Origin of the sequence: Spinactinospora alkalitolerans (genome assembly GCF_013408795.1) — a bacterium.
Lineage (GTDB): Bacteria > Actinomycetota > Actinomycetes > Streptosporangiales > Streptosporangiaceae > Spinactinospora > Spinactinospora alkalitolerans.
Window position 1 is genome coordinate 314,965 of the sequence record NZ_JACCCC010000001.1, and the last position, 12,058, is coordinate 327,022.

Genomic DNA, 12,058 nt, shown 5'->3' on the forward strand with positions numbered 1-12,058 from the left:
TCCGGCTCCCTCGCCGACGGCGGGACCGCGGGTCCCGCCGGCCCCTCGGTCCGGCCTCACCGCCGCGCCGGAAGGTGCACCGCGACCGTCGTGCCCTCGCCCGGCCGGGACTCGATCCGCACGTCCCCGCCGTGGGCGGTGGCGATGGCGTGCACGATGGACAGGCCCAGGCCGCTGCCGCCGCCCGGGGCGCGGTTGCCCCGGTAGAAGCGGTCGAAGGCGCGGTGCACGTCGTCGTCGGCCATGCCGGGGCCGGTGTCGGCCACCTCCAGCGAGACCGCGTCCCCGGAGTCGTCCGGCCCCAGCCGCACCGTGACCGGGGTGTCCTCGGGAGTGTGCTCGCGGACGTTGGCCAGCAGGTTCGCCAGGATCTGGCGGAACCGGGTCTCGTCGATCTCGCACTCCAGCCGCTCCGGCAGCTCCATGTCGATCCGGCGGGCCGGTTCCAGCGCCTTGGCGTCGGCCACCATTTCGCGCACCACCGCGGCGAGGTCGGCCGTCACCAACTGCAGCGAGCCCGTGCGGTCCAGCCGGGCGAGCTCCAGCAGCTCCGCCACCAGCCGGCTCATCCGCTCGGCCTCGTTCTCGATGCGGCGCATCGCCCCGGGCAGCTCCTCAGCGGGGATGGCGCCCTGGCGGTACAGCTCGGCGTAGCCGCGGATCGTGGTCAACGGCGTGCGCAGCTCGTGGGAGGCGTCGGCGGCGAACGCGCGCACCCGCTCCTCCGATTCGCGCTGGGCCCGGAAGGCGTGCTCGATCCGACTCAGCATCGTGTTGATCGCCATGCCCAGCCGGCCCACCTCGCTGTGGGCGTCGGCGCCCGGCATGCGGTCGGCGAGGTCGGAACCGGTGCTGATCTGGTTGGCGGTGGTCGCCATGTGGTCGAGGGGCGCCAGACCCCGCACGATCAGCCCCCGCCCCGCGAAGGTCAGCCCGCCCAGCAGCAGGCCCGCGGTGACGAGCTGGGTCAGCACCAGTTGCCACGGGTAGGCCTCGCGGTCGTCGGTGGGCACGCCGCTCACCATGACCGCGTCGGAGCGCATCCGCACGGTGGCGCGGTGCGGCGGCACGCTGTCGTCCACGCCGCCCAGTTCGAAGATCTCGCGCGTCGAGCTGTAGGACTTCAGCCGGTCCAGCGACACGGTCGCGATGCGGTCCAGCACGACGTCCTCGCGCAGCGTGTCGCCGTAGATCTGCTCGACCTCGCCGGTCACGGGGTTGAGCAGCACCACGAAGTAGGGCGATGGGCTGGGGGCGTCCATGCCCACCGGGGGCGTGTCGTTGTCCAGCCGCGCCATGGCGCGCTCGGTGGTGAGGAGCAGTTGGGCGTCCAGGCGCTCGGTGATGAACGCCCGCAGCGTCAGGAAGCCGACCACGCAGGTGACCAGCAGACCGGCCCCGGTGACGGCGAGCAGCCCGATCAGCAGCCGGGCGCGCAGCGGCCTGTCCTGGGGCACTACTTGTCGTCCTGCAGGCGCAGGGCGTAGCCCACGCCGCGCTGGGTGTGGATGAGCGGCGGGCCGAGCGGGTCGAGCTTGCGCCGCAGGTAGCTGACGTAGGTCTCGACGATCTGGGACTGGCCGGCGTAGTCCCAGCCCCAGACGTTCTCCAGCAACTGCGCCCGGGTCAGCACCTGGCCGGCGTTGCTCATCAGGTAGGCGAGCAGCCGGAACTCGGTGGGGGACAGGTCGATGGGCACGTCGTCGCGGCGCACCGTCCAGGTCCGCTCGTTGAGCTCCAGGTCGGCGACGCGCAGGAGGCCGTCGTCGGCGGACCGGGCCCCGGTCTGCCGCGCGTCGCGCCGGACCCGGCGCAGCAGCGCCCTGATCCGCGCGACCAGCGCCTCGACCGAGAAGGGTTTGGTGACGTAGTCGTCACCGCCGAGGGAGAGTCCCGTGACGGTGTCGGAGGGGGTGTCGCGCGCGGTCAGGTAGATGACCGGGACATCGTTGTCGCCGTCGCGGAGCTGCCGGCAGACGTCGAAGCCGCTGATGTCGGGCAGCAGCACGTCCAGCACGATCAGGTCGGGACGGCGCGAGCGCGCGAGGGAGAGCCCCTCACCGCCGCTCTCCGCGGTGCTCACGCTGAATCCGTGGAACCGCAGCGCGGCCTGGACGAGGTCTCGGATGTTCGGCTCGTCGTCGATCACGAGGACGTGCGGTTGCGGCGCTGTCTCGGTCATCGGTTCACCTAGCGTGGCGGGGCTCGCGGTCGGAGTGCATTCCGGTGGGCGGTCTGCTCCCGGGGGCGGGCCGCGCTCGCGGCCCGTTTCCCGTCCCATAATGCCGCAGGTGGATCACGGACCCCGATGCCTCGGGGCGATCGGATCGAAACGTGGCGCCGTCGGCCCAGGGGGCCGGGGCGGCGACGCGCGCCATGGCCGCCGCTCCGGCGTCACTCCCTGTTGATCGCTCTCGGCGAGGTCGGGGGGCCCGCCGACTCGATCCGCCCGGGCGGACCGGACATAGACGCCCGGGCGGAACGAGGCTTCCGGTCTTCGTGAGCGTGCCGCTCGAACACCGGCATTCCATATGAAATCGGTCCACCCTGTGACACCGCCTTGCGAAAGCTGTGAAATAGCTGGGTTTCCGAATCTCCCGCCCCAGTCGTCACTTTGAGCGACTGAGTGGTCACATAGCGAATTCTATGAAAAACATGTGAACCGGATTCCGGTCGTGGTCATCTAACCAACAGCGACTACGAGAGCCCGCTGTGTGCCAGGAGTCGTGCAAGGGCCCTTGGCGTGGAGGACGGCCACGCCAGGGGCTCGGTCATGTCCGCCGTGCCGGGCGCCGCCCGGCGCCGTCGGGCCGCCGATGTCACCCGCGGGGGCTAACCTGTGCGGTGTGCGAGTGGCGACCTGGAATGTGAACAGTGTTCGGGCCCGCGGCGAGCGGATCGCCGCCTGGCTGGAGCGCAGCGATGTCGACGTCGTGGCGATGCAGGAGACGAAGTGCCGCGACGACCAGTTCCCCATGGAGGTCTTCACCGGCCTCGGCTACGAGGTGGCCCATCACGGCCTCTCGCAGTGGAACGGCGTCGCCGTCGCCTCCCGTGTGGGGCTGGCCGACGTCGAGGTCTGCTTCCCCGAGCAGCCCGGCTGGGGCGACCCCGCCGCGGCCGAGGCCCGCGCCATCGGCGCCACCTGCGACGGCGTGCGCGTCTGGAGCCTCTACATCCCCAACGGCCGCGACGTCGAGAACCCCCACTACGCCTACAAGCTCCAGTGGCTCGACCGGCTGCGCGCCGCCGGCCTGACCTGGCTGGCCGAGGACCCCGGCGCGCAGATCGCGCTGTGCGGCGACTTCAACGTCGCGCCGCAGGACGACGACGTATGGGACATGGCGGAGTTCGAGGGCAGTACACACGTGACCAAGCCGGAGCGCGAGGCGTTCCAGGCGGTGGTCGAGGCCGGCTTCGCCGACGTCGTGCGGCCGCACGCGCCCGGTCCCGGCACCTACACCTACTGGGACTACAAGAACCTGTCCTTCCCCAAGCGCAAGGGCATGCGGATCGATTTCGTGCTCGCCTCGCCCGCCCTGGGCGCCCGCGTCACCGGCGCGAGGATCGACCGCGAGGAGCGCAAGGGCAAGGGCGCCTCCGACCACGCCCCGGTCATCGTCGAACTGGACTGAGACGGTGAGAAGGCCGGACGGCGACTGAGCCTGAGTCTTCGCCTCAAGCCAAGGGGGTCTTGTGACCTCGGCCCGGCGCCCGAGCGGCACGTCATCCTGGCCGGCGTCGCCGAGGAGGAGCGGTACCCCCTGGTCAGTGGGTCCGCTGCGGCCGCCCGCGTGGGGGTGCGGTCGGCGCCGTCCTGGTCGGCACCGGGCACGGCGGATGGGCGCTGTCGGTGCGCGCGGAGGTCCATCCGGACGGGTTCGGGCTCTGGCGCGAGGTCCTGGAGTGGCTGGCCGCCCGCAGCGACTCCGCGGGAACAGTGGGCTATCTGCGGTTCCTGGAGGAGCGGACCCCCTACGTCCTGGAAATGCGGGAGGGGCGGCCGGGGACGCTGGAGCTCTCCGATCCCGCGGGCAGGCCCGTCCCGCTGCTCGATCCGGACCGGTGGTGACGGGGCCGCAGCCGGCGGCGGCCGGTCCTGGGTAATCTGGCCAATCGTGAACCAAGCATCGGCGCCGCGGATCGCGGTATTCGGCAGTATCAACATGGACCTCGTCGCCTACGTCGATGCCGCACCGGCCAGTGGCGAGACCGTCACCGGCACGGAGTTCCGGCAGATCCCCGGCGGCAAGGGCGCCAACCAGGCGGTGGCCGCGGCCAGGGCCGGCGGTGACGTCGCCTTCCTCGGCGCCGTCGCCGACGACGCGTTCGGCACCCAGTTGCGCAGCAACCTGGTCGAGACGGGGATCGAGGTCTCCGGGTTGCGGATGGTGACCGGGACCTCGGGCGTGGCGCACATCGTCGTCGAGGGCAGCGGCGCCAACTCGATCATCGTCATCCCCGGCGCCAACGGCACGGTGACCGGCCTGGAGGCGGGGGACGCGCCGCTGCTGGAGGGCAGCGCGGCCCTGCTGCTCCAGTTGGAGCTGCCGATGGAGGGCGTCGTCGCCGCGGCCCGGGCCGGCCGGGCCGCCGGTGTTCCCACGGTGCTCACGCCCGCCCCCGCGCGTCCTCTCCCGGACGAACTGCTCGACGCGGTGGACCTCATCGTGCCCAACCAGCACGAGGCCGCCGCGATCACCGGTGTGGAGAACCCCGAGGAGGCGCTGACCGTCCTGCTGGGGCGGGTGCCCGAGGCCATCATCACTCTGGGCGAGGACGGCTCGCTCTACGGCCGTCGAGGGGAGGAGCCCGTCCGAGCGCCGGCCCGCAGGGTCACCGCCGTCGACACCACGGCGGCGGGGGACACCTTCTGCGGTGCGTTCGCCGTGGCCCGGGCCGAGGGGAACACGCCCGAACAGGCGCTTCGTTTCGCGTCCGCAGCATCGTCGCTGGCCGTCCAGCGGCACGGGGCGAGCACGTCCATGCCCACGCGCGCCGAGATCGACGAGGTGCTGCGGCGGGGCTGAGACCGGCCGTCGGCTCCTTCGCCGAACGCGTCCTCGCGCCGGGCGGTCCCGGAATGCGCGGTGCGCGGACGCGCTATTCGTGCCCGATCTGGCGGAGGAAGTCGATCGGGTCGCGGTCCTGCAGCCTGATCTCCAGGACGACGTCGACGGTGTCGCCGACGAGCCGTTCGCCCCAGGCCGTCGGGCCGCCGTCGCCGACGCCGAAGTCCGACAGCCTGATCCGGGTGTGGGCGGCGAAGAAGTGCCCGTAGATCTCGTCGGGGCTGGCGTAGTCGGGGGACTCGCCCACCCAGTGGCACTCCAGGCGCATGGGGCGCGTCGTGCCGTGGATCGTCATGTCGCCGTACATGAGGAAGACGCCGTTGCCGCGGTCGGACCTCTCCAGGCCCGTGCTCACGAAGCGCAGTTCCGGGTGGTTCTCGACGTCGAGGAAGTCGGCGGAGCGCAGGTGGTTGTCGCGCGCCTCGACGCCGGTGTTGACGCTGGCGGCCTCCAGCGCCACGTCCACCTTGGAGTGCAGGGGGTTGTCGGCCACCATGACCAGGCCCTTGGCCCGGCCGAAGGTGCCCTGGACGCGGCCGAAGCGCAGGTAGCGGGCGACGAAGATCAAACTCGAATGCAGCGGGTCGAGATGCCAGGTGCCCGGAGTGGGTCCGATCGCATCACTGTCCTGCGGGGGGTTCATGTCCGTTCCTCCTTTTTCGTCGGTTCACCACACTATTGTCCTGGTGGCGGCGGCCGATCGCGGCGGCGGGGCACGCGGGGCACCCCGCGAGGTCGACGCAGGTCGGACGGTCGAAAGGCGGGGTTTTCGCCTAGAATCAGCAGTGACTTCCATCACATGGCGCACGGGAGAAGCCGCTCGTTACGGGAATCGCGGCCGATGGGGGTGCGATCCCGGCAATCAGTGATGAAGCGGTTATCTACAGTGCTATGAGGCACGACCGCCTGCCCGGTGTCCGCCATCACAGTCCGGGGCCGCTTCCGGCCACGGTCCGCGGGGCCGGGCGTCCAATCCCACGAAGAAGTCAGCGATCCTATGAGCGGTGATCCCCAGCCGGAGCGCATGACCCGAATCGCCCGGCGACGACAGGCACGACGCAGGCAGCGGCGGCGCCGGCTGGCGGTCGGCGCCCTGGCCGCGGGGCTGGTGGCGGCGGGAGCCGTGCTCATCGGGCTCCCGGGACGGGACGAGCCGACCCAGATCGGGATGAACGGGGCGAGCGAACCGACTTGGACCGCCTCGCCGCCGGAGACGCCCGGCAGCCCGCGGCCCGAACCGAGCGCGCCGGGTGGCGCGTCGGCGCGCGCCGACGCGCAGGAGCGCTCCGAGGCCCCGGAGGACGGCGGTGCGCCCGAGGATGCGCCCGGCGCGTTCGGTGACGCGCCCGCAGGGGGGCGCGGCGGTGCCGCGCCCGATCGGGACGTCGCCTCCGGACCGGCCGCGGCGGCCCCGGAGCGTCCGACCCGGACGCAACGGCCGGACCCGCCGGAGACGACGGCACCGGGCGGGCAGCCGGGCCGCCCCTCCGACCCGCCCGCGCCGAACCCGGAACCGGCCCCGGAACCGTCTCCGAGCTCTCCGCAACCGGCCCAGCCCGAGCCGGCCCCGAGCACCCCGAAGCCGACTCCGAGCACGTCGGCCCCTGCCTCGAAGCCCCCGCACCACCCGATCGACATCCCACTCGACCTCGGCCTCGGCCTCGGGCACCCCAAGGGCGACGGCTCCTGAGGTCCGCGGAGAGGTCGCGCCCGGCTTGAGGTGCCTGCGGCCGCGGTCTGCTGTGCGGCCTTGTTCGCTGCCTGGGACAGGCGGTCTGGAGTGAAAAGCGGCGGCGAGGTCGGGGCGGCAGGCACGGGCAGGCACGCAGAGTGTCCGTTTTGCAGTGGTTCTCTCGGCGATCTTGACCTTGAGTCCTGACCTTGGCCACTGGGGGCTTCGACACCAGCCCAAGGAGGGACCCGCGGTGGCTGGGCGATTCTCTCGCGTGGCCGAAGGCCCCTAGACGGAAATCGCCCACCCGCACGCCGTCCTTCCTGGGGCGGGCCTTCACGACCCCCTGGGGTCGAGGTGGAGGGATCCACCCGCGCGCCCACTCCATCCCGGGGCCGAGGTTGAGACTCACGTTGACCTTGTGGGCGTTATTGCAGCGTTTTAGTGCCCACGAGGTCAAGATCGCCGAAAACATGAGGGCGCTACATGCGCTCCGGGGCGGCCACGCCGAGCAGGTCCAGACCCTGGACGAGGACGTGCAGGGTTGCGGCCGTCAGCGCCAGGCGGGAGTCGCGCACGGCGGTGTCCTCGGCCTTGAGCACCGGGCAGTGCTCGTAGAACGAGGTGAACGCCTGGGCCAGGTCGAACAGGTAGGCGCACAGGCGGTGCGGCTCCAGGGTCTCGCCGACCTGCGCCACCACCGGGCCGAAGCCGAGCAGCGTGAGCGCGAGCGCGCGCTCGGCCGGCTCGGTCAGCGTGATGGGGCCCTTGGCGTCGGCGGGGTCCAGCCCGCCCTTGCGGAAGATCGACCGGATGCGCGCCGCCGCGTACTGCAGGTACGGCCCGGTGTTGCCGTTCAGCGCGAGCATGCGGTCGAAGTCGAACACGTACTCGGAGTCGTGGGAGACCGAGAGGTCGGCGTACTTCACCGCGCCGATGCCGACCTCGCGGGCGATCGCGGCGCGGGCCTCGTCGTCCAGGTCGGGGCGGGTCTCGGCGACCACCTTGGCTGCGCGCTCGATCGCCTCGTCCAGCAGCGCCATGAGCCGGATCGGCGCTCCGCTGCGGGTCCGCAGGATCTTGCCGTCCTCGCCCAGCACGTTGCCGATCTGCACGTGGATCGGGACGGTGCTCTCGGGCAGCCAGCCGGCCTTGCGCGCGGTCTCGTAGACCATCTGCAGGTGCAGGTGCTGGGGGGCGCCGATGACGTAGAGGACGCGGTCGGCCTTGAGCTCCCCGGCCCGGTACTTGATGGTCGCCAGGTCGGTGCTGCCGTAGCCGTAGCCGCCGTCGCTCTTGCGTACGATCAGCGGGACCGGCCTGCCCTCGCGGCCGGTGAAGCCGTCGAGGAACACGCACAGCGCGCCCTCGCTCACCTCGGCGATGCCCTTCTCCACCAACTCGTCGCAGATCGGGCCGAGCATGTCGTTGTAGGTGCTCTCGCCCGCGAGGTCGTCGTCGGTGAGCGTGACGCCGAGCTTGGCGTAGATCCGGTTGAAGTAGACCGTGGACAGGTCCACCAGCTCCCGCCACAGCCGCAGCGTCTCGGCGTCGCCGCTCTGCAGCGCCACGACCCTGCGGCGGGCGCGGTCGGCGAAGTCGCCCTCGCCGTCGAACTTGACCCGCGCGGCCTGGTAGAAGGCGTTGGGGTCGGTCTTGAGCAGCGCGGCCTCGTCGGAGTCCTCGCCGGCCTCCAGCAGGTGCTCGATGAGCATGCCGAAGGGGGTGCCCCAGTCGCCGATGTGGTTCTGCCGGATGACGTTGTGGCCGAGGAACTCCAGCGTCCGGGCCAGCGCGTCGCCCACGACCGTGGTGCGCAGGTGCCCGACGTGCATCTCCTTGGCGACGTTGGGCGCGGAGTAGTCGATCGGGATGTTCTGCCGCGGCTGCAGCGGTGCGCCCCGGCGCTCGTCGACGAGCAGTTCCCCGGCCCGGTCGGCGATCCAGTCGTCGCGCAGCGTCAGGTTGACGAAGCCGGGACCGCTGATCTCCACCTCTCGGCAGACGTCCTCGACGTCCAGGTGAGCCACGATGTCGGATGCGACGTCGCGCGGCTTTCGGCCGAGCCTCTTGGCCAGCGCCAGGGCGGCGTTGGCCTGGTAGTCGGCGAACTGCGAAGGACGAATGACGGGGTCGGTTCCGGCGTAGTCGGCGCCGAAAGCGGCGCCGAGCGCGGACCGGACCCGTTGCGAGAGGACTTCTTGCGGGTCGGCCATGTCGCAAAGCCTACCGACCCACCGCGACCACTATCCTCTGACCAGCGCGGATGCCGAATGGGTGGGCGAAGGGCGCCCCTCACTCCTCGCCCTGGCCGAGCCGGTGCAGCCAGGTGGGGCTGCGGTTGGTGGCGGTGACGCGGCGCCGGACCTGGTCGACGATGCGGCCGGAGGCCAGCTCGTGGGCGAGGAGGCAGGCGCGCTCGACCCCCCGGGCGTGGCTGTCGCCGTGCGCGATCACCGCGGTCCCGTTCAGGCCGAGCAGGACCGCGCCGCCGTAGGACTCGCTGTCCAGGCGCTCCCGCAGCTCGCGCAGTGGTTTGCGATGAAGCAGCGCGCCGGCCTTCGACAGCGGGTTGGCGGTCAGCGCGCCGCGGATCTCGTCGAAGGCGAACCGCACCGCGCCCTCCACCGACTTCAGTGCGACGTTGCCGGTGAAGCCGTCGGTGACCACCACGTCGACCAGCCCGGCCAGCAGGTCGTGGCCCTCGATGTTGCCGCGGAAGTCCAGCTTGGGCGGGCCCGCCGCGGTGGCGGTGAGCAGCTCGGCGGCCTTGCGCGCCAGCTTGTTGCCCTTGCCGGGCTCGGAGCCGATGGTGAGGATGCCGACGCGGGGCTCGGCGACGCCGTGGGCCGTCTGCGCGTAGGCCGCGCCCAGGTGGGCGAATTGCACCAGCATCTCCGGCTTGGCGTCGGCGTTGGCGCCGGCGTCGAGCAGGATCGTGGGCACCGGCCGGGTGGGCAGCACCAGCGCCAGCGCCGGGCGCAGCACGCCGGACTGGGTGCGCAGCCGCACGGTCGAGGTGGCCACCACCCCGCCGGTCGACCCGGCCGAGACCAGCGCGGCGGCGTCGCCCTGCCGGATCAGCTTGCAGGCCACGGCGACGCTGGAGCGCGGCCGCCGCCAACTGGCCAGCGCGCCCTCGTGCATGGCCAGCGTGTCGTCGGCGTGCACGATCGGGATCTCCCGCCCGGCGTCCTCCTCGGTCAGCAGTGACGCGATCTCGGGCGTGCGCCCGACCAGGACCAGGCGCAGCCCGTGCTCGCGCACCGCGCGCACCGCGCCCTTGACGATCTCGTGCGGCGCGTGGTCGCCGCCCATCGCGTCGACCGCGATCACCGGCGAGAGGGCTGACGGGGTCCGGCCCCCTGGGGATGCGCTGCTCATCGGGCTCCTCGGTTCGGCCGTGAAGTGGGCTCCGTACCAGATATGGGCCTCGCCCCGCCTCTAACCCGAGTAACCCGAGGTCCGCGCGCAAGGCTACGCCGAGTGCGGGGCGCCGTGTCGGCGCCCCCTTGAAACGGGCAGGTCAGAGCGTGAATTCCACAAAATGGGTAAGAATCCCCCAAGATCGGGTATACCCGTCGCTCGGCCCGGGAGTCGGTCACTCCTCGGGCCGACGCTTGCAACCACACCGTTCACGTTATGGGTGGCTCTCGGCTGTGTGAAAACGCGCGGCCGCGGGGCCGCGGCCGCCCGCTGACCGGCGGACGGCCTCTGGTCACTTGAAAGGAGACGCGTGAGCTTGACGCACGAAGCGGCACTGTCCCCGTCCGCCGGACGTCGGTTCCGTGCCTACACGGCGAAACACCTGGACGAGTTCACGGCCCGTGCAGGGCTCGCCGAGGACGAACGCCTCGCGGCCCGCGCGGTGGCCACGGTGCTGCCGTTCCGGGTCAACAGCTACGTCGTCGACGAGCTGATCGACTGGGCCGCCGCTCCCGACGATCCGATCTACCGGTTGACCTTCCCCCAGGCGGACATGCTGCCGAAGGAGGACGTCGCCAGGATCGCCGATCTACTGCGCAAGGACGCGCCCAAGAAGGAGATCAACCAGGCGGCCAACGAGGTGCGGGCGCGCCTGAACCCGCACCCGGCCGGGCAGATGGATCTCAACGTCCCCAAGCTCGGCCCGGAGGACCCCCTCGAGGGCGTGCAGCACAAGTACGCCGAGACCGTCCTGTTCTTCCCCAAGCAGGGCCAGACCTGCCACGCCTACTGCACGTACTGCTTCCGCTGGGCCCAATTCGTCGGCGAGCCCGACCTGAAGTTCGCCTCCAGTGAGATCGACCACCTCGTCGACTACCTGCACCACCACCCCGAGGTCACCAGCGTGCTGCTGACCGGCGGCGACCCGATGATCATGGGCGGTGGCGTCCTCGCCCGCTACATCGAGCCGCTGCTCAAGGTCGAGACCCTGGAGTCGATCCGGATCGGCACCAAGTCGCTGGCCTACTGGCCGCAGCGCTTCGTCACCGACCCCGACGCCGACGACACGCTGCGGCTGTTCGAGAAGGTCGTCGCCTCGGGCAAGAACCTCGCGTTCATGGCGCACTTCTCGCACCCCGCCGAGATGGCGCCGGACCTGGTACGGGAGGCCGTCCGGCGGGTCCGCGACACCGGCGCGGTCATCCGCACCCAGGCGCCGCTGATCCGCACGATCAACGACGATCCGACGGTCTGGGAGAGCATGTGGCGCACGCACGTCCGCCACGGCATGGTCCCGTACTACATGTTCGTCGAGCGCGACACCGGCCCGCAGGACTACTTCGCCGTGCCGCTGGCCCGCGCCTACGACATCTTCCGCGACGCCTACAAGAACGTCTCGGGCCTGGCCCGCACCGTACGCGGCCCGTCCATGTCGGCCACGCCCGGCAAGGTCTGCGTCGACGGCGTGACCGAGGTCGGGGGCGAGAAGCTGTTCGTCCTGCGCTTCCTGCAGGCCCGCGACCCCGAACTGGTCGCCAAGCCCTTCTTCGCCAAGTACGACGAGAAGGCCACCTGGCTGTTCGACCTCGAACCGGGGCTGGGCGCCACCCACTTCCCCTACGAGACGCCGCCCCCGGCCGACGCCTCGGACCTGGTGGAGGACCCCGCCGTCCTTTAGGTCGTCGGTGGGAATCGGAGGTGTGGCCCCGGCCCTCCGTGCACCACCGCATGACGTGGGGAAGGCTGCCGTCAGCGCGCCGGCACCGGCGGTGCGAAAGGTCACGCCGTATCCGCCCGTGCCGGTCGCCCGCCACGGGCGGCCGGGGCCTTGAGCGGCGGGAGTCCCGCGCCCTTTCGCGTCGCCGGACGCTGCGCGCTGACAACAGCC

The 12,058-nt window shown here is 71.6% G+C and carries 10 protein-coding genes; 5 read left to right on the forward strand and 5 right to left on the reverse strand.

The window, feature by feature from the left end; translation table 11 throughout:
- Positions 1-56: 56 nt before the first annotated feature.
- Positions 57-1,457 (reverse strand): sensor histidine kinase, encoded by a 1,401-nt coding sequence (locus tag HDA32_RS01580; RefSeq protein ID WP_179641475.1) that lies wholly within the window; start codon positions 1,455-1,457, stop codon positions 57-59.
- Entirely contained in the window at positions 1,457-2,182 is a 726-nt protein-coding gene (locus HDA32_RS01585; protein WP_179641476.1) for a response regulator transcription factor, read from the reverse strand. The genes HDA32_RS01580 and HDA32_RS01585 overlap by 1 nt, the downstream gene beginning before the upstream one ends.
- Positions 2,183-2,846: 664 nt before the next feature.
- Between HDA32_RS01585 and HDA32_RS01590 the strand changes: the two genes are divergently transcribed.
- From HDA32_RS01590 to rbsK, 3 genes are all read left to right on the forward strand, one after another.
- Positions 2,847-3,635, forward strand: coding sequence for an exodeoxyribonuclease III (locus tag HDA32_RS01590; protein WP_179641477.1), 789 nt, complete (start codon positions 2,847-2,849; stop codon positions 3,633-3,635).
- Between the two features lie 218 nt (positions 3,636-3,853).
- On the forward strand, positions 3,854-4,072 hold the full coding sequence (locus HDA32_RS01595) for a hypothetical protein (protein WP_179641478.1): 219 nt from the start codon (positions 3,854-3,856) through the stop codon (positions 4,070-4,072).
- 46 nt (positions 4,073-4,118) lie between these two features.
- Positions 4,119-5,030, forward strand: coding sequence for a ribokinase (rbsK, locus tag HDA32_RS01600; RefSeq protein ID WP_179641479.1), 912 nt, complete (start codon positions 4,119-4,121; stop codon positions 5,028-5,030).
- 73 nt (positions 5,031-5,103) lie between these two features.
- Here rbsK and HDA32_RS01605 read toward each other — a convergent pair whose 3' ends face one another.
- Positions 5,104-5,715, reverse strand: coding sequence for a YceI family protein (locus HDA32_RS01605; RefSeq protein ID WP_179641480.1), 612 nt, complete (start codon positions 5,713-5,715; stop codon positions 5,104-5,106).
- A 354-nt stretch (positions 5,716-6,069) separates the two neighbouring features.
- On the opposite strand from HDA32_RS01605, the gene HDA32_RS31265 reads away from it, so the two are divergent.
- Positions 6,070-6,762 (forward strand): hypothetical protein, encoded by a 693-nt coding sequence (locus HDA32_RS31265; RefSeq protein ID WP_179641481.1) that lies wholly within the window; start codon positions 6,070-6,072, stop codon positions 6,760-6,762.
- Positions 6,763-7,226: 464 nt separating this feature from the next.
- Here HDA32_RS31265 and argS read toward each other — a convergent pair whose 3' ends face one another.
- Both argS and plsX read right to left on the reverse strand, forming a co-directional pair.
- The gene (gene argS / locus HDA32_RS01615) at positions 7,227-8,960 is read right to left on the reverse strand and encodes an arginine--tRNA ligase (protein WP_179641482.1); all 1,734 of its coding nucleotides are present in this window, start codon (positions 8,958-8,960) and stop codon (positions 7,227-7,229) included.
- Between the two features lie 79 nt (positions 8,961-9,039).
- On the reverse strand, positions 9,040-10,128 hold the full coding sequence (gene plsX / locus HDA32_RS01620) for a phosphate acyltransferase PlsX (protein WP_179641483.1): 1,089 nt from the start codon (positions 10,126-10,128) through the stop codon (positions 9,040-9,042).
- A gap of 358 nt (positions 10,129-10,486) precedes the next feature.
- Between plsX and HDA32_RS01625 the strand changes: the two genes are divergently transcribed.
- The gene (locus tag HDA32_RS01625; RefSeq protein WP_376767009.1) at positions 10,487-11,848 is read left to right on the forward strand and encodes a KamA family radical SAM protein; all 1,362 of its coding nucleotides are present in this window, start codon (positions 10,487-10,489) and stop codon (positions 11,846-11,848) included.
- Positions 11,849-12,058: the final 210 nt, after the last annotated feature.

Bases quoted from the DNA above. Each gene is read 5' to 3' on its own strand.
- HDA32_RS01585 (WP_179641476.1), bottom strand. From the start codon at position 2,182: ATGACCGAGACAGCGCCGCAACCGCACGTCCTCGTGATCGACGACGAG.
- HDA32_RS01605 (WP_179641480.1), bottom strand. From the start codon at position 5,715: ATGAACCCCCCGCAGGACAGTGATGCGATCGGACCCACTCCGGGCACC.
- HDA32_RS31265 (WP_179641481.1), top strand. From the start codon at position 6,070: ATGAGCGGTGATCCCCAGCCGGAGCGCATGACCCGAATCGCCCGGCGA.
- argS (WP_179641482.1), bottom strand. From the start codon at position 8,960: ATGGCCGACCCGCAAGAAGTCCTCTCGCAACGGGTCCGGTCCGCGCTC.
- plsX (WP_179641483.1), bottom strand. From the start codon at position 10,128: ATGAGCAGCGCATCCCCAGGGGGCCGGACCCCGTCAGCCCTCTCGCCG.